The organism is Streptomyces sp. NPDC002156, assembly GCF_053593675.1.
Genome location: NZ_JBSFDA010000026.1, coordinates 64,369 through 80,557, shown reverse-complemented (window position 1 = coordinate 80,557; position 16,189 = coordinate 64,369). Strand labels below are relative to the sequence as shown.

Annotated in this window: 14 protein-coding genes; 7 read left to right on the top strand and 7 right to left on the bottom strand. The window is 72.0% G+C overall.

Annotated elements, in window-relative coordinates; translation table 11 throughout:
• The first annotated feature begins 147 nt into the window (after window positions 1-147).
• From ACWCRB_RS14245 to ACWCRB_RS14235, 3 genes are all read left to right on the top strand, one after another.
• Window positions 148-855 carry a YoaK family protein gene (locus ACWCRB_RS14245; protein WP_450996297.1) on the top strand — a complete coding sequence of 236 codons (708 nt, stop codon included), beginning with the start codon at window positions 148-150 and terminating at the stop codon, window positions 853-855.
• A 368-nt stretch (window positions 856-1,223) separates the two neighbouring features.
• Window positions 1,224-1,445: a hypothetical protein gene (locus ACWCRB_RS14240; RefSeq protein WP_235479498.1), complete on the top strand. Its 222-nt coding sequence runs from the start codon at window positions 1,224-1,226 to the stop codon at window positions 1,443-1,445.
• Window positions 1,442-1,615 (top strand): hypothetical protein, encoded by a 174-nt coding sequence (locus tag ACWCRB_RS14235; RefSeq protein ID WP_235479497.1) that lies wholly within the window; start codon window positions 1,442-1,444, stop codon window positions 1,613-1,615. The genes ACWCRB_RS14240 and ACWCRB_RS14235 overlap by 4 nt, the downstream gene beginning before the upstream one ends.
• A gap of 16 nt (window positions 1,616-1,631) precedes the next feature.
• Here the strand turns inward: ACWCRB_RS14235 and ACWCRB_RS14230 are convergent, their stop codons facing one another.
• The 6 genes from ACWCRB_RS14230 to ACWCRB_RS14205 form a co-directional block, all read right to left on the bottom strand.
• On the bottom strand, window positions 1,632-3,986 hold the full coding sequence (locus ACWCRB_RS14230) for a protein kinase domain-containing protein (RefSeq protein ID WP_450996296.1): 2,355 nt from the start codon (window positions 3,984-3,986) through the stop codon (window positions 1,632-1,634).
• 270 nt (window positions 3,987-4,256) lie between these two features.
• On the bottom strand, window positions 4,257-4,829 hold the full coding sequence (locus ACWCRB_RS14225) for a class F sortase (RefSeq protein ID WP_450996295.1): 573 nt from the start codon (window positions 4,827-4,829) through the stop codon (window positions 4,257-4,259).
• A 201-nt stretch (window positions 4,830-5,030) separates the two neighbouring features.
• Entirely contained in the window at window positions 5,031-5,420 is a 390-nt protein-coding gene (locus ACWCRB_RS14220) for a sortase-dependent protein (protein ID WP_450996294.1), read from the bottom strand.
• A 102-nt stretch (window positions 5,421-5,522) separates the two neighbouring features.
• The gene (locus ACWCRB_RS14215) at window positions 5,523-7,691 is read right to left on the bottom strand and encodes a sensor histidine kinase (protein WP_450996293.1); all 2,169 of its coding nucleotides are present in this window, start codon (window positions 7,689-7,691) and stop codon (window positions 5,523-5,525) included.
• The gene (locus ACWCRB_RS14210) at window positions 7,678-8,436 is read right to left on the bottom strand and encodes a response regulator transcription factor (protein WP_450996292.1); all 759 of its coding nucleotides are present in this window, start codon (window positions 8,434-8,436) and stop codon (window positions 7,678-7,680) included. Before ACWCRB_RS14210 ends, ACWCRB_RS14215 begins: the two co-directional genes overlap by 14 nt.
• A 57-nt stretch (window positions 8,437-8,493) precedes the next feature.
• Complete coding sequence (locus tag ACWCRB_RS14205) at window positions 8,494-9,828, bottom strand: glycoside hydrolase family 125 protein (protein WP_450996291.1); 1,335 nt, start codon at window positions 9,826-9,828, stop codon at window positions 8,494-8,496.
• Window positions 9,829-10,014: 186 nt separating this feature from the next.
• On the opposite strand from ACWCRB_RS14205, the gene ACWCRB_RS14200 reads away from it, so the two are divergent.
• From ACWCRB_RS14200 to ACWCRB_RS14185, 4 genes are all read left to right on the top strand, one after another.
• Entirely contained in the window at window positions 10,015-11,016 is a 1,002-nt protein-coding gene (locus ACWCRB_RS14200; protein WP_450996290.1) for a LacI family DNA-binding transcriptional regulator, read from the top strand.
• Window positions 11,013-11,879, top strand: coding sequence for an ATP-binding cassette domain-containing protein (locus ACWCRB_RS14195; RefSeq protein ID WP_450996289.1), 867 nt, complete (start codon window positions 11,013-11,015; stop codon window positions 11,877-11,879). The genes ACWCRB_RS14200 and ACWCRB_RS14195 overlap by 4 nt, the downstream gene beginning before the upstream one ends.
• On the top strand, window positions 11,876-12,922 hold the full coding sequence (locus ACWCRB_RS14190) for an ABC transporter permease (protein WP_450996288.1): 1,047 nt from the start codon (window positions 11,876-11,878) through the stop codon (window positions 12,920-12,922). The genes ACWCRB_RS14195 and ACWCRB_RS14190 overlap by 4 nt, the downstream gene beginning before the upstream one ends.
• A gap of 68 nt (window positions 12,923-12,990) precedes the next feature.
• Window positions 12,991-13,971, top strand: a complete 981-nt coding sequence (locus ACWCRB_RS14185) for an ABC transporter substrate-binding protein (RefSeq protein ID WP_450996287.1) — start codon at window positions 12,991-12,993, stop codon at window positions 13,969-13,971.
• A 44-nt stretch (window positions 13,972-14,015) separates the two neighbouring features.
• Here ACWCRB_RS14185 and ACWCRB_RS14180 read toward each other — a convergent pair whose 3' ends face one another.
• The gene (locus ACWCRB_RS14180) at window positions 14,016-16,181 is read right to left on the bottom strand and encodes a protein kinase domain-containing protein (RefSeq protein ID WP_450996286.1); all 2,166 of its coding nucleotides are present in this window, start codon (window positions 16,179-16,181) and stop codon (window positions 14,016-14,018) included.
• Between the last annotated feature and the right edge of the window lie 8 nt (window positions 16,182-16,189).

Sequence of the window (16,189 nt, the reverse complement as noted above, 5' to 3'; positions counted from 1 at the left end):
CTCCTGAGTCGGGGGCCGTCGTTTCTTCGTCGTATCCGGGCATCCGCTGTTGTCTGCGGGTGCGTCGTGGCTGGTCACACAGTTCCCCGCGCCCCCTAAAAGCTCACCGCAGCCGCCCGCCGAGAGCCCCCGTGGTGGACTGGCCCGATGAGTGCCGAGGCCGCCGGGCCGTCCCAGCCGTCACCGTCGTCGTACGACCCCGAATCGCGTGGGCTGCGTCTCGTCGTCGTGCTGCTGGTGCTGACGGTGGTCAGTGGGCTGATCGATGCCGTGAGTTATCTCGGGCTCGGGCATGTCTTCACCGCGAACATGACCGGGAACGTCGTCGTGCTGGGCTTCGCCGCCGCCGGGGCGCCCGGCTTCTCCGTACCGCACACGCTGGTGTCGCTGGCGTCGTTCGTGGTGGGCGCGGTGGCCGGCGGGCGGGTCGCGGGGCGGATGGGCGGCGGCTCGCGCCGGAGGTGGGCCCGGGTGACCCTCGCCGTCGAGGCGGTGTTCCTGGGCGCGTCCTCGGCGGTCGCCTTCGCCGCGCCGGACGCGACCGCCACCGTCTACGCCCTGATCGCGGTCACCGCCTTCGCGATGGGTCTGCGCAACGCGACGGTACGCAGGCTGGGTGTCCCCGATCTGACGACCACCGTCCTGACGATGACCCTCACCGGCCTCGCCGCCGACTCCCGCGCGGCCGGCGGCACGGGCAGGCACTCGCCGCGCCGCTCGGCGTCGGTGGCCGCGATGGCCCTGGGCGCGCTGCTCGGGGCGTGGCTGGTGGTCCACCACGGCCTGGGCATTCCGCTGCTCGTCGGGGCCGTGGTGGTGGGGGTACTGGCGGTGAGCGCGTCGGGGCGGGAATGAGCGGACCTGCCCGCCTGTCACCCCTGTCGCCGTTCTTCGCCAAGTACCTCTGATCGCCGGGAACCTGGCCATGCGACGGCCGGCCGGCGCCGTTTGGAGGCCGGCCGGGGCCGAGTGGCGGGCCCCGGGTGGCAACCGAACGATAACTCTTGATGATTCCTCTGCGTGGGGTCGTACCGCCCCACGCGCCTGTGCCGGAACTCACCCCGGCCCGCCGCACCCCCTCTGACCTGCACAAGCCTCGTCGACCGGCGGGATCTCGCGCCGTTCGGGGCCTCGTTCGAGGGCCGGGCGGAGGGATGGTCGGCGGGAGCAGGTAGTGCGCGAGCGGCCCACGCCGGTCCGGAGCGGAGCATACTGGCGTCACAATGACTAAAACAGCGGCGACAAAGGCCCACCTGCCCACCAGCCCCTTCAAAGCCCCTGTGGCACCGCCTGCCAAGCGGTTCGCGGTGGGAGACCGGGTCACTCACGATGTGTTCGGCCTCGGCCGAGTGACCACCGTCGAGGACGGCATCGCGGTGCTCGTCGACTTCGGCGGAATGCAACAGCGGATCACCAGCCCCTACGCCAAGCTGACCGTTCTGTGAACTCAGCCGTAGGAACGACCTCACTCTTCTCCGCACCGGAACAGCTCCCGGTCCACGAGAAGACCGACACCCCCACCCCGGTGATCAACCCCTTCCAGGCCCCGGCCTTCGCGGAGGGCACCCCTGAGCCCTCCGCCGCCTGGGCGGAGGACCCGGGCGCCGGAGAGTAGCCGCTGACGATGCCTTTCAGCTGTGAGGCATCGGCAGCGCATACACCCTGTCGAAGTGCTGGGCGATCAGCGGGTGGTCACTGCCGGCGCCCGGATCGCAGGAGAGCTGCCAGTCGTTGATGCCGGTGTCCCGGCCGTCGGTGAAGTTCCAGAGCAGCTCGCCCCGTCGGGCGTCGATCGCGTAGAACCCGTTCTTGTTGGCCGCGGCCGTGACGAAGACCGCGCTGCCGCCCGCGACGAGGGGGTTCTCCAGGTCGAGCCGGGGCGTCTCCCGGAACCAGCGCCGGGCACCGGTCACGGCGTCGAACGCCTCGACGCCGTGCGGGTTCCTCGTCGTGCAGTACACCGTGTCCTCCGCGGCGGCGACGGACGCGAAGCCGCCGTTCTCCGCCCGCACCCGCCAGCGCAGCGCACCGGACTCCAGGTCCACGGCGATCAGCTCGTTGTCGGCGGCGAAGACGGTCTTGTCGAGCACCACCGGGGTCGACCGGGTCTCCGAGTCGGACGTCATGGGCTGGCTCCACAGCACGCTGCCGCGCCCGTCGGTGCCCCGGGCCGTGAGGCGGTGCAGGCCGTCGATGTAGACGAAGTGGCTGGCGTCGATGGCCGGCTTCAGGTCGAGGCCGATGTCCTGCGGGGATATCGGGATGACACTGGCCAGGCGTGCCCCCAGATTCGTCCCGAGGACGACGTTCGTCGAGGTGACCGATCCCTGCGCCCCGTCCGGGGTGTCCTCGCGGTCGAACCGCAGTCCGACGATGGTGACGGTGTCGCCGATGCCGCCGAGCAGCGTGTCGAACCGGAAGTCCACCCCGAAGTCCAGCGAGTACCGCTCCACACCCGTGGTCGGGTCCACGCCGATCACGGTCGCGCCGGTGCCGAGGGCGACGACGACGTCCGAGACGAGCAGAGGCGGGGTGGGCGACTGGCTGATGCCGCGGTAGGTCCAGCGGGGACTGGTGCCGTCGGCGAGGCCGAGGCTGAACAGCGCGCCCGACTGTGTCTTCAGCAGGGCCGTGTCGTTGTAGAAGACCGCCGGTGCCTGGACGAGCGGGTCGCTCCGGTAGGTCCACAGCGGTTCCGGCGCGGTGCCGGACGGCGCCGCCACACCGCCGCCCGACCGGCCGTTCGAGCCGTGCAGCAGTGCGGCGAGGCCGGTGCCCACGGCGAGCGCGCCGGCCGTGAGGATTCTGCGGCGGGAGGGGTCGGGCCGCAGGGAGCGCCGGGCGCGATGGGTGCCCCGCTCGGGCGACTGGGCGGGCGACGGCGCGGGGGCCTGCTCGCGTGTCGGGCCGGGCTTCGGCCGTGCCGGGGACTCGGGATGTCCTGCGCGCTCGGGGTGCTCGGGGAGTTTCGGGTGTTCGGGGTGTTCGGGGTGATCGGGGAAGACCACGGGGTGGGGGCCGCTCGGGCGCCGCTCCGTGATCAGTCGCTGGACGGCTGCCAGGCGCGGGTCCACTCGGACGCCCCCGGGGCCGGATCCGGGGCCCGGGGCGGCTGTGGCGCCGACGCGGGCGGCCTCCCGCTCACGGACGCCCGCCCTGCCGTCTCCCCCGAGGTCCAGGTCCATCAGGGCGGCGGCCTGCCGTCCGATCGAGTCGAGCACGGCCTCCGGCAGCCAGTCGTCCCAGTCCAGCGCGTCGGCGCCGCCGGGCGCGCACGCCGCCGACACCCGGTCCGGGCTGGGCCGGGCCCCCGGGGACTTCTCCAGGCAGAGCCCGATGATCGTGTCCAGCGGCTCCTGGACCCTCGTCAGATCGGGCGTGCCGTGCACCACCTGGTAGAGCAGGGTCGCCGCCGACGAGCCGTCGAAGGGCGACTTCCCGGTGGCCGCGTAGGCCAGGACCGAGCCGAGACAGAACACGTCCCCCGCCGGGCCCATCGGATCGCCGGTGGCATGCTCGGGGCACATGTACCTCGGGGAGCCCAACAGCACGCCGGACAGGGTGAGTTCGTAACCGTCGGTGGCCCGGACGATACCGAAGTCGATGACCCGCGGGCCCTCGGCGGAGAGCAGCACGTTGGACGGTTTGAGGTCGCGGTGCACAAGTCCCGCAGAGTGTACGGCGATCAGCGCCTCGGCGAGCCCGGCCCCGAGAGCCAGGACTGATCGCTGCGGCAACGGCCCGTACGCCTCGACCGCCTCGGCGAGCGTCGGGCCGATGATGTGCGTGGTGGCCAGCCAGGGGACGGGCCCGTCCGGGTCGGCGTCCACGACGGACGCCGTGTACGTACCGCTCACCGCGCGCGCCGCGTCGACCTCGCGACGGAAGCGGTTGCGGAAGGCCTTGCCGGAGGCAAGTTCCGGGCGGATGACCTTGACGGCCACGGTCTGTTGCCGGTCGTCCTTGGCGAGGAAGACCTCCCCCATCCCCCCGGCGCCGAGTCGCGCGACAGTACGGTACGGCCCCAGTTGCTCCGGATCCGTGGGACGAAGTGGCTCCATTGTCCTCAGCTCGCCTGTTGCCCTGTTGCCCTGTGCTCCGTATATGGACTTGGGGGGAGAGTAGGTGCTGAAGGGACAGTTGGAGTACTCATCGGAACAACTCATGGCCATTACTTGAGAGTTCAGGCAGGGACCGTTTGGACGTTACTCGTGACGTCAGGACGAATCCGGCATGTGATGTTCCGCATACTGCCCTCAGTTGAGCGTCGCGTACACGATGAGGTTGTTCACCGGATGGCCCTGCGCGTCGAAGTCGCCGTCGCAGGTGATGAGCCGCAGGGCACGGTCCTGGGTCGGGCCGTAGACCTTCTCCGTGGGGAAGGCGTTCTTGCCGACGCTCTCCGTGTCCGTGACGGTGAAGTGGGCGGCGTCGCCGCTCGCGTCGGTGACGGTGATGTCCGCGCCCTTGGTGATCTTCTTGAGGTCGTGGAAGACGGCCTTGCCGAAGCGGGTGTCGTTGTGGCCGATGATGACGGCCGCGCCGACCTCACCGGGCACCGCACCGCCCGTGTACCAGCCGGCGGTCATCCCCTTCTCGGCCGGCGGGACCTCGACCGTCCCGTCCGTGTTGAGACCCAGCTCCAGCAGCGAACTGGTGATCCCGAGGGAGGGAACGGCGACCTCGGCCGGGGCGGCACGCTCCTCGGGGGCAGCGGAGGTCACGGACTCCTGGGACTCCTCGGCCTGTTCGGGCGCCGACGCGGTGGGCGCGACCCGCAGTCCCGGATCGGGCGCGGACGAACAGCCGGAGAGCAGGGTGACAAACATGAGCAGAACGAGGGCCGGACGGAGTACAGGGGGCAACGCGGGCTCCAGAGCAAGGGTGCTGGGTGCGGTAACACGCGTGGCGCCGCCCGATGAAGGACGGCGCCACCGTTTCGTACGAGCGCCCCAAAGGGGCGCGGGGAACTGCGCGACCAGCCACGACGGCGCCGCGGACGACCGCCGACACACCGCGCAGCGGCGCGCTTAGCGGCGAGCGGTGGTGCGGCGGCGCACCACGTACGTGCCCGCGCCCGCGAGAAGCAGCGCGCCCGTGGCCGACCCGATCAGCGTGCCGGTGTTGTCCCCGGCCGGGGCCTCGCCCGCGGCGACAGCACCCCGCGGGTAGCCCTTGCCAAGCTTCTGGGCCTCCTGGGCCTTCAGGGCCTCGGCCTCCTTGAGCGCCCTCGCGTCCTCGGCCTTCTTCTTCGCCAGGGCCTCCTTGTCGGCCGGGGTCAGGTCGGACGCGCTCGGCGTCGGGGTCGAGTCGGTGGCGAAGGCCGCGGAGGCCGGGACGAGCAGCGCGCCGGCCGCGACGCCGGTCAGCACGGCGATACGAAGAGTGCTCAGCGGGCGCAGGGTGAGACGGCGGGACATTTAAGACTCCAGTTCCAGCCCGGCCTTGGTCGTACCTGGGTGCTCGATCCGCACCAGGTTCCGGGCATGGCCCCACACTGACTGCCAGTTGTGAGGAACCTGTCAGATCGCCGTGGTCATCCCATCAGGGTCGGCCGCGGGGCTCGTGGGCAGCCGCAGGGTGAAGGTGGCCCCCTTCCCCTCCTCGCTCTCCACGTCCACCGTGCCGCCGTGCGCCTCGGCCAGCTTGAGGACGATCGCCAGGCCGAGACCGCTGCCGCCAGTACTGCGGTTGCGGGACTTCTCCGCCCGCCAGAACCGGTCGAAGACGTACGGGAGATCCGCCGCCGGGATACCGCTGCCGGTGTCGGACACCTCCACGGCGACCTCGTCCCCGGAACCGCCGTCCCCAGAACCGTCGGCTCCGGGGACGTACGGGCGCAGGGTCACTGTGCCGCCGGACGGTGTGTGGCGTACCGCGTTGGAGAGCAGGTTGCTGACGGCCTGGCGCAGCCGTACGGGGTCGGCGTCGAGGAGCGGGAGGCGAGGGGTGCCGGGCGGCGGCGCGGTGACGGTGAGGGTGACGCCCGCCTTCTCGGCGAGCCCCTGGTGCGCGGAGGCGACCTGGCCGAGCAGTTCGTCGACGCGTACCGGCTTGCGGTGCAGCCGCAGGGCGCCCGCGTCGGCCGCGCCCAGGTCCTGGAGGTCGTTGATGAGGTGCTGGAGCTGCACCGCCTCCTCCAGGAGCGAGGAGACGAACGCCGGGTCGGGGTCGGCCAGTCCGTCATGGGCGGCCTCCAGCCAGCCCCGGATGTTGCTCAGCGGCGTACGCAGCTCATGGGCGACATCGCTGACCATCACCTTGCGCTGCTCCTCCAGGCGGGCCCGGTGCGCGGCCATGTCGTTGAAGGCCGTCGCCAGCCGTCCGATCTCGTTGTCGGAGCCGACGGGCACGGGCACCGGCGTCGAGTCGAGGCCGTCCCGCATCCGCTGGGCGGCGCCGGTGAGCGCGTGCAGCGGGCGTACGAGCCTGCCTCCCGCGAGCACCGAGGCGCCGACGGTGAGGGCGAGGACCAGCGCGGTGACCCCGGCGATCCGGGCGGTGTTGGCCGGGGAGAGGTCGAGGCCGGGCACTCCGGCGGCGCCGGGGCCGTCGATGAACAGCAGCGCGGGCTCGGCGACATAGGCGGTGAGCTGTTCGCGGCGGGCGCTGACGACACAGGCGGCGATGGCCCGGTCGTAGCCGCTCCCCCGGACCCCGGCGGGGATGTCATAGATCGCGTCGCCGCCAGTTAGCTTCCGCTTGGCGGCATCAGCGGCCTCCGCCGCCTCGGCGGCCGCGGAGGCCTTCGCGGCCCTGGCGTCCCCCGCGATCTTGGCCGCCAGCATCTCGGCCTCCGCCGCTTTCTCCGCCGTCAGCCTGTCGGTGCCGTCCTTGGCGACGCGGCTCACGCCGTCCTGGCCGTATCCCCAGCTCCGGTCCCAGGACAGGTCCAGGTTCAGGGTCACGCCCGTACGGCCCTGGCGTTCGAGGCAGGAGTCGGCGAACTGGTTGAGGGCGCGCAGGGCCTTCCGCTCGGTCGGGGTGGGGGACACGGGGTAGGAGTCCAGACACTTCGCTTCCATGGAGCGGGCGATCTCGTCCTCAGCCGCGTTGTCGGTCTCGTTGCTGACGAACTGGACGCGGGGCCGTCCGCCGGGGCTCTCGACGATGTCCGCGGCGATCCCCAGCTGGCTGAGGCACGCCACCCTTCCCTGGGATGCCTTCCGCAGAGCGGAACGTTCCTTCGCGGGCAGCCTGAAGGGCCCCACAGCGCGTGGATCGACACGGTCCGCGCCGGTCTCGGCGGCGTCGGGCACCAGCACGGTGTCGACGGACAGCGGGTCGACGACCGCCGAGGGCTGCGAGGCGAGCGAGGCCGCCGCCGAACCGCCCTCCCTGGAGCCCGAGTTCGCGGAGTCGGTGAAGGGGCGCCGGTCCTCGGCGGTGAGCACGATCCGGCGCCCGGACTGCCGGGCCAGTTCGCGCACGGTCGCGTCGACGCCCTCCCAGCCGGGATGGGTGGCCGCGTAGCCGAGGAGGGTGTCGTAGATCTTCGCGTCGGACTTGAGGTTCTGCCCCTGCTCCTGGCGGATCGCGACGGAGGTCGTCTGCACGGCGAGCCAGGCGGTGGCGGCGACCGAACACGAGGCGACCAGCGCGGTCACGAACAACAGCCGCCCGGCCAGGCTCTTTCGCAGCGGCAGCCGGCCCTTCGCACCCGCCGGGTCCCTCTTCTCAGGAGGACGCATGGCGCACGCTCTTCGCGGGGTCCGTCAGTTTGTAGCCGACGCCGAAGACCGTGATGATGCGGGACGGCCGGCGCGGGGCACGCTCGATCTTCTTGCGCAGGTTCATGATGTGCACGTCGACGGTCCGGCCGCTGATGTACTTGTCGAAGCCGTGCAGTTCCTCCAGGAGCCGCGCCCTGGTGAAGACCCGGCCGGGCTCAGCCGCCATCGCCGCGAGGATACGGAACTCACCGGGCGTGCACTCGACCGCCGTACCCCCGACCGAGACCTCGTGCCGCGCCGGATCGACCCTGAGCACGCCGACCGCCAACACCTTCTCGTCCGGGGCCGCTTCGGGCTCGGGGGCAGGCGCGGGTTCGGTGGCCGGGTCGGTGCCGCGTCGGTTGCGGCGCAGCAACGTCCGTACGCGGGCCGTCAGTTCGCGCGGGCTGAACGGCTTGGTCATGTAGTCGTCGGCGCCGAGGTCGAGGCCGAGCAGCAGATCGTCCTCGGTGCTGCGGGCCGTCAGCATCAGCACCGGCACCTCGCGGCGTTCGGCACGCAGGATGCGTACGACGTCGAGGCCGTCGGCTCTGGGCATCATCACGTCGAGGACGACCAGGTCGGGTTCCTGGTGCCGGACCGTGTCGAGAGCGGTCCGGCCGTCCTCGACGACCGTGACGGTGTGACCCTCGTGCTCCAGATAGCGGCGCACCAGTTCGGCCTGTTTCGCGTCGTCTTCGGCAACCACAATGTTTGCGCACACGCCCGCGATCGTAGCGAGCGTGTGCGCGGGCAGGGCCCTGAGCGACCGTAAGTGGCCTTACCGTGCGGGCCGTTCGGTCACGGGCAGCCGGGGGTGCAGACGCGCGGTCGAGCGTCCGGTGAGGTCGAGGAGCAGCTCGGCGAAGAGGGCGTCGCCCCAGCCGAACCAGGGGCGGGTGAAGGTCGCGGGGTCGTCGACGTGGAAGCTCTCGTGCATGGAGCCGGTGCCCGCGTCGGTGCGCAGCAGCAGCTCGGCGAGGCGGACCCGTTCGGCCTCGTCGTCGCTGGTCAGGGCCTGCATGGTGAGGGAGAGCGGCCAGACGTGGCCGGGCGGGGTGTGCGGGCTGCCGATCCCTGAGGCCGAACCGCCCGTGTAGTGGAAGGGGTTGGCGTCGCTGAGGACGAACTCGCGGGTGCGCAGGTAGAGCTGGTCGCCCGGGTCGCACCAGCCGAGGTAGGGCAGCGAGAGCAGGCTCGGGATGTTGGCGTCGTCCATCAGCAACTGCCCGCCGAGACCGTCGACTTCGTACGCGTACACCGAAGGGTCTGCCCCCGCGGTCACCCCGTGCGTACGCACCCCGGTGGCGATCTCGCCCGAGAGGGCCGTGGCGTCGGCGGCGAGGTCGAGGTCCCCGATCGCGGTCGCCAGTTCGGCGAGGCCGCTCAGCGCGGCGGCCGCCATGGCGTTGGACGGGACCAGATAGCCGTACTGGCAGCGGTCGTCGCTGGGGCGGAAGCCGGACCAGGTCATCCCGGTGGGCGCGGTCGGCGCGCCCCGGCCGTCGCGGGCCAGCGTGTCGTACTCCCAGTCGCCCTCGCGCCGGAACTCGTACGGCGAACTGTTCTCGTGGTCCTGCTCGACCCGCCACAGGGCGATGATCCGGCGGGCGGCGCGGACGAAGCGGTCGTCGGCGGTGAGGTGGCCGAGGCTGCCGGTGGCCCGCCAGATGCCGTACGCCAGGTGGAGCGGGGCGCAGAGCGAGTCGATCTCGTACTTCTGCTCCCAGACCAGCGGGGCGGGGACCGGATCGTCGACGTAACCGGCGCCGGCGCCGTCGGGTTCGGCGTTGAAGGCGTTGGCGTACGGGTCGGCGAGGACGTACCGCAGCTGGCGGCGCAGGACGCCGGTGAGCGCGGCGGCGACGGCCGGGTCGTCGGCAGCGAGGAGGTAGGGGCGGACCTGGGCGGTGCTGTCGCGCAGCCACATCGCGGGGATGTCGCCGGTGAGGACGAAGACCTCGCCGTCGGGCTGCGGGCGCATGGCCCGGCCCCAGGTGCCGGTGAGCAGCCCGGTGAAGCGGTCGGCGGCGCGCGGGTCGAGGGCGCGCAGCTCGCGGTGGACGTCGGCGCTCAGGGCGCGGAGGCCTTCCGGCAGCTCGTCGACGGGCCTCATGATCATCCTCCGGTGCGCTGAGACAACGTTGTTTCCGAACAACGTTGTCGGACCCTACGTACTGACCACCGGATCGCGCAATACGTGCAAAATCCCTGTTCCATTCCATTGACAACGTTGTTTCACGGAGGTTTGCTGTGCGGCACGCAACGACGCGCAGTGACCTTTTTCGGAGTGATGCCGGACATGCGAACGCCCACCATGCGGGAGGTCGCCGCCCTCGCCGGGGTGTCGATCAAGACCGTCTCCCGGTTCGTCAACGGTGACGAGACGGTCTCCCCCGCGATCGCGGAGCGGGTGCGCGCTGCCATAGACGAGACCGGTTACCGCCGTAACGACCTCGCCCGGAGTCTGCGCCCCGGCCAGCGCAGCACCACGCTCGCGCTGCTGGTCGGCGATCTGACCAACCCGTTCTACGGTTCGATCGCGAACGGTGTCATGGGCGTGGCCCGCGCCCACGGCCACAACGTCGTGCTGGCCAGCTCCGACGAGGACCCCGAGGCCGAGCGCCGGGGCATCGACGACCTGCTCGGGCAGCGCGTCGCCGGGCTGCTGATCGTGCCGGGCGCCATGGACTACGGCTATCTCGGCCGCGAGGTCGCCCAGGGCACCCCGGTCGTCTTCGTGGACCGGCCCGCGCTGGGCCTGGACGCGGACACCGTGCTGCTGGACAACCACGGGGGCGCCCGTAAGGCCACCGAGCATCTGATCGCCGCCGGTCACCGGCGCATCGGCGTCGTCGTGGCCGCCAGCCACTACACCACCGGGCGCCGGCTCGACGGCTATCTGGACGCCATGCGCGCCGCCTTCGGCGAGGTCGACGAGGCCCTGGTCGCCCGCCTTGAGCACGGCACCCGGGAGGAGGCCGAGCAGGCCGCCGCCGAACTCCTCGCACTGCCCCCGGACCGGCGCCCCACGGCCCTGTTCACCACCACCAACTTCCTTACGCACGGCGCCCTGCGCGCCATGGGCCCGGGGCAGGACACGGCCCTGGTCGGCTTCGACGACTTCCCGTTCGCCGATCTGCTGCCCACCCCGGTGACCGTCGTGTCCGGGGACGCCGACGAGATGGGCCGCGAGGCCACCCGACTGCTGCTGGCCCGGATCGCGGGCCAGAGCGGACCACCCCGCCGGGTCCAGCTCGGCACCGTACTGATCCCCCGTGGAAGCGGAGAGCAGAAGCCATGAGCATCCCCACTCCCGCCGGTCCGGCTCCGGCCGGCCCGACCCCGCACGGGGCCACCGCCCTCGCCACCCCGGTCCTCGAACTGTCCGGCATCGTCAAGAACTACGGCCAGGTGCAGGCGCTGCGCGGAGCCGCGCTCACCGTCTACCCGGGCGAGGTGGTCGCGCTGGTCGGTGACAACGGCGCCGGCAAGAGCACCACCATCAAGGTCATCTCCGGGGTGATCCAGCCCGACGCGGGCGAGATACGGGTCGACGGCAGGCCCGTCACCATCCCGGACCCGATCGCCGCCCGCCGCCTGGGCATCGAGACCGTCTACCAGGATCTGGCGCTCGCCCCCGACCTGGATCCCGCCGAGAACCTCTTCCTCGGCCGCGAGATCATGCGCCCCGGCCTGCTCGGGAAGCTCGGCTTCCTGGACCGGAAGGCCATGCGGGCCAAGGCCGACGAGGCGTTCGGCTCGCTCGGGGTCGGCATCCAGGACACCGCCGCGCAGGTCGTCACGATGTCCGGCGGCCAGCGCCAGGGCATCGCGGTCGGCCGGGCGGTCAACTGGGCGGACCGGGTGCTGCTGATGGACGAGCCGACGGCCGCACTGGGCGTCGTACAGACGGAACGGGTCGGGCAGCTGATCCAGCGGGTCCGGGCCTCGGGGGTGGCGGTGGTCCTGATCAGCCACAACCTGCCGTTCGTCTTCGAGTACGCGGACCGTATCGAGGTGCTGCGGCTCGGGCAGCGGGTGGCCCGGCTGTCGGGCGCGACGGCGACCAGCGAGAACGTGCTCGGCGCCATGACGGGCGCTCTCACCTTCGAGGACGCCTCCGATCCCGCCCTCGACCCGGCAGACAGCGAGGACCAGTCATGACGACCCCCACCACCGAGGTGAAGTCCGCCGGACCGGACGAGGGCTCCGCCCGTCCCCTGCGCTCGGTGGCCGTCGCCGCCGCCTGGCGCAACATGAAGGGCACCCGGAGCCTGGCGCTGGTCGTCCTGCTGATCCTGCTGGCGGTGTTCGGCGCGGCCTACCCCGACAACTTCCTCACCGCGTACAACCTGCGCAGCGTCGCCATCGAGGCCGCCTCCTACTGCGTCCTGGCCATCGGGATGACGTTCGTGATGACCACCGGGGGCATCGACCTGTCGGTCGGCTCGGTGCTGATCTTCTCCGGGGTCGTGGGCGTGAAGGTGATGTCGGCACTGGGCGGCGGCGGCCCGCTGACCCTGCTGGCCGGCCTGGTGACAACGATGGCAACGGGCCTGGCCTGGGGAGTTCTCAACGGCCTCCTGGTCACGAAGGCCAAACTCCCGCCGCTGATCGCCACGTTGGCGACCCTCTCGGCGGCGGGCGGCGGCGCCCTGGTGCTGACCAACGGCCTGGATCTGCGCGGCGTCCCCGACTCCCTGGTCAGCGGTCTCGGCTTCGGCCGCTTCCTGGGCATCCCGTACACGGTGTGGCTGGCCATCGGCCTCACCATCGCCGGCGCGATCGTCCTGGGCCTGACCCGCTTCGGCACCTACACCCGCACGATCGGCTCCAACGTCGAGGCCGCCCGTCGCGCCGGAGTGGCCGTCGACCGCCACCTCATCAAGGTGTACGCGCTCTGCGGACTCCTCGCCGGAATCGCCGCGTACGTCAACCTGGCCCGCTTCTCCACCACGACCGTCGGCGGCCACACCGGCGACAACCTCCAGGCGATCGTCGCCACCGTGCTCGGCGGCACCAGCCTCTTCGGCGGGGTGGGCAGCGTCCTCGGCACCGCCTTCGGCTCCCTCATCCCGGCCGTGCTGAGCAACGGCCTGGTCATCATCGGCCTCCAGCCGTTCTGGCAGCAGGTGGCGGTCGGCGCGGTGTTGGCGGGGGTCGTGTACGTCGACCACGTCAACCGGCGCCGCCGCACGCTCCGTTAAGCCCCCCCATTGCTGGTCCCCCTTGCTGGTCTCCGCTCAACGCCCCGTCGCACCAATGGAGTTGCACCATGAAGACCGCCCATCTCCCCCTCAGAGGCGCCGCCCTCGCGAGCGTCCTCCTCCTCGGCGTCACCGCCTGCGGGTCCGGCGACTCCTCCTCGACCGCCGATCCCAAGGTGACCGTCATCCTCGGCACCGCGTCCGACTCCTTCTACAACACGCTGGGTTGCGGGGCGAAGGCCGAGGGCAAGAAGCTCGGCGCGACGGTGGACGTCCAGGGCGCGACGACCTTCGACCCGGCGACACAGACCCCGATCCTCACCAGCACGGTCGCCAAGAAGCCGAACGCCATCGTCATCGCGCCGACCGACTCGAAGGCGCTGGGTACGCCGCTGAAGCAGGCCAACGAGGCCGGCATCAAGATCGTGACGGCCGACACGGGCCTCGACGACACGAGCTTCATCTCGTCCGCCGTGTCCTCCAACAACGAGGAGGGCGGCGCCGAGGCGGCCCGCACCCTGGCCGAGCTCGTCGGCGAGAAGGGCAAGGTCGTCATCATCGGCGGCACCCCGGGTGTCACCACGGCCGACCAGCGGATCAAGGGCTTCGAGACCGAGATCAAGAAGTACCCGGACATCACGTTCGTGGGCGTCCAGCCCTCGACACCCAGCGGCGGAGTCGTCGAGGCGGCCCGCCTCACCGCGGCCTCCCTCTCCAAGGACCCCGACCTGGCGGGCATCTTCTCGATCAGCACCCCGGCCAGCGACGGCGCCAACAACGCCATCAAGGACGCCGGAAAGGTCGGCAAGGTCAAGGTCGTCGGCTTCGACGCGGGCCCCGCGCAGGTCGAGCAGCTGAAGAAGGGCACGGTCCAGGCGCTGATCGCCCAGAAGGCCGAGGAGATCGGCGCCCAGGCGGTACGGGAGGCCGTGAACGCGGTCCAGGGCAAGAAGGTGACGAAGACGATCGGCACGTCGTTCGTGTCGATCACGGCGGACAACCTGGGCGACGCGAACGTGAGCAAGTACGTGTACAGGTCGACCTGCTGACGCTCCGTCAGGTCTCGTGACTCCGCCCTGTCACCGGGGCGGAGTCACTTCGTCGCCCGCAGCACCGGCCAGGTCGCCCGCCTCACGATGCCGTCGGCGGCCAGGCCCTTGTCGCTCTGGAAGCTGCTCACGGCGGCCTCCAGCCCCGCCCCGAACACCCCGTCCACACCAGTGCCGCCGATGTCGTACCCGCGCTTCAGCAGGATGCACTGGACCTGCTTGACGCGTTTCCCCGAGTCTCCGAGGGCCGTGCGGGCCTTGCCCGCGTAGTACGTGCACTCGGTGACCCAGGGTGCCGTGGCGGGTTCGGTCGAGGAGACGACCGGAGACGGAGTGGCGGTGGGCGTGGCACCGGTGCCGCTGTCCGTTCCGCCGTCGGTGGCGGAGCCGGTGGCCGTGGCCGTGGGGACGCCGGGCTCCGTGGGGGCATCCTCGCCGTCGTCGTCGGTGGCGCCGGAGATCTGTGAGGGTACGGCCGGCCCGTCGGCGGTCTCGGTGCCGCTGCCGGACGTGGTCGGGACCGACTTCCCGTCCGGGCTCTCCCGCGTCGGCGAGGAGGCCCCGGCTTCGACCGCGGTGCCGGCGGACGCCGTCGCGACGGTCCCCGGGGGCGCGGCGGCCGTACGGTCCTCCGGGCGGGCGAGTACGACGGCCAGTGCGGCCAGGGCACACAGGGCGAGGGCAACCGCCCCGGCCTGTACGGGTCTTCTGCGAACCCAGCCGACCAGTCCCGCCGGCCACCGCTGCCCCGGGGACGTCTCGGCGGAGGCCACTCCGACCGGCTCCGCCGGGCTCGCGGGGAGGACTGCGGCCGCACCCCCTGCCGGAACCGGAACCGGCAGCGCCGGGTTCGGGTTCGGACGGTGGCCCCGGGACCGCAGCCCCGCCGCCCGTGCGACGGGGACGCGATACAGCACGTCGTACGCCCGCTGCCGCTCCAGCACCCTGGCGTGGAGGGGCTCCGGCCACGTGGACGCGGCGACGGAGGAACCGGCACGCTCACGTGCCCCTGCCGACGCACCGGCACGTCCACCCGAATCCGCCGACCCACCGGCACGCCCGCCCGAACCCGGCGGCACACCGGCAGGTCCGCCCGCCCTCACCGACCCACCGGTACCCCCGCTCGGGTCCGCCTGCGCACCAGCACGCCCGCCCGGGTCCGCCTGCGCACCAGCACGCCGGCCCGAGTCCGCCGATCCACCGGCACGCCCGCCCGAATCCGCCAACCCACCAGCACGCCCGCCCGCACCCACCGCCCCATCGGCACGCCCGCCCGGGTCCTCCTCGCGAGGTCCATGCCGGCCGGCCCCGCCTGCCTGCTCTGCTGCCGGGGTTCCGGGGGTCGCCCTTCGGGCGGACGCAGCCGCCTCGATCAGCGCCGCAGGCGTCGGCCGTTGCCCGGGGTCCTTGGCGAGGCAGGCCGACAGCAGGGCGCCGAGGGCCGGGTCGGCTGCCGTGATCGCGCCGATCACCTCGGCGGCGGGCTCCTCGAAGGCGACCCGGTGCATCACGTCGACGCCGGTGCCGTCGCCGAAGGGGGCCCGGCCGGCCGCCGCGTAGATCAGTGTTCCGGCGAGCGAGAACACGTCGGAGGCGGCGTCGCAGTGGCCGGTGCGCAGATACTCCGGGGACATGTAGGCGGGCGTGCCGACCCGGTTGCCGGTGCCGGTGATCGAACTCGCGTCGGCCGCCTTGGAGATGCCGAAGTCGATGACATGGGCGCCGCCGAGGGACAGCAGCACGTTGGACGGCTTCAGGTCCCGGTGCACGATCCCCGTGGCGGCGAGGTCGGCGAGCGCCTGCCCCAGCTCCGCGACCAGCCGCCAGACGGCGCCCGGCTCCAGGGCGCCGCCCTCCCGGACGGCGTCCGCCAGATCGAGCGCGGGGAGATACTCCGTGGCCATCCACAGCAGCTCGTCCTGGAACCCCGTACCGCACAGCCTCGGCGCACGCGGTGTACGGACCCGGCCGTGGACCAGGGCCTCCTGTTCGAAGCGGCGCCGGAAGGTGGGGTCCTCGGCGTACTCGGGGCGGATCACCTTGACGGCGAAGAGGCCGGGGCCGTTGTCCGAGGGGCGGGCGAGATAGACGCGTCCCATGCCACCGCTGCCGAGCAGGGCCAACGGGACGTAGGGGCCGACGCGTTCGGGGTCGGCGGGACGCAGCGGCGCGGCGCCGGTCTGCCGCAGTGCGGCAGCTTCGTCCGTCACGGAACCCC

Excerpts from the sequence above, each read along its gene's own strand:
- ACWCRB_RS14245 (WP_450996297.1), top strand. The coding sequence starts at position 148 with ATGAGTGCCGAGGCCGCCGGGCCGTCCCAGCCGTCACCGTCGTCGTAC.
- ACWCRB_RS14240 (WP_235479498.1), top strand. The coding sequence starts at position 1,224 with ATGACTAAAACAGCGGCGACAAAGGCCCACCTGCCCACCAGCCCCTTC.
- ACWCRB_RS14230 (WP_450996296.1), bottom strand. The coding sequence starts at position 3,986 with ATGGGGGAGGTCTTCCTCGCCAAGGACGACCGGCAACAGACCGTGGCC.
- ACWCRB_RS14225 (WP_450996295.1), bottom strand. The coding sequence starts at position 4,829 with ATGTTTGTCACCCTGCTCTCCGGCTGTTCGTCCGCGCCCGATCCGGGA.
- ACWCRB_RS14220 (WP_450996294.1), bottom strand. The coding sequence starts at position 5,420 with ATGTCCCGCCGTCTCACCCTGCGCCCGCTGAGCACTCTTCGTATCGCC.
- ACWCRB_RS14215 (WP_450996293.1), bottom strand. The coding sequence starts at position 7,691 with ATGCGTCCTCCTGAGAAGAGGGACCCGGCGGGTGCGAAGGGCCGGCTG.
- ACWCRB_RS14205 (WP_450996291.1), bottom strand. The coding sequence starts at position 9,828 with ATGAGGCCCGTCGACGAGCTGCCGGAAGGCCTCCGCGCCCTGAGCGCC.
- ACWCRB_RS14200 (WP_450996290.1), top strand. The coding sequence starts at position 10,015 with ATGCGAACGCCCACCATGCGGGAGGTCGCCGCCCTCGCCGGGGTGTCG.
- ACWCRB_RS14195 (WP_450996289.1), top strand. The coding sequence starts at position 11,013 with ATGAGCATCCCCACTCCCGCCGGTCCGGCTCCGGCCGGCCCGACCCCG.
- ACWCRB_RS14190 (WP_450996288.1), top strand. The coding sequence starts at position 11,876 with ATGACGACCCCCACCACCGAGGTGAAGTCCGCCGGACCGGACGAGGGC.
- ACWCRB_RS14185 (WP_450996287.1), top strand. The coding sequence starts at position 12,991 with ATGAAGACCGCCCATCTCCCCCTCAGAGGCGCCGCCCTCGCGAGCGTC.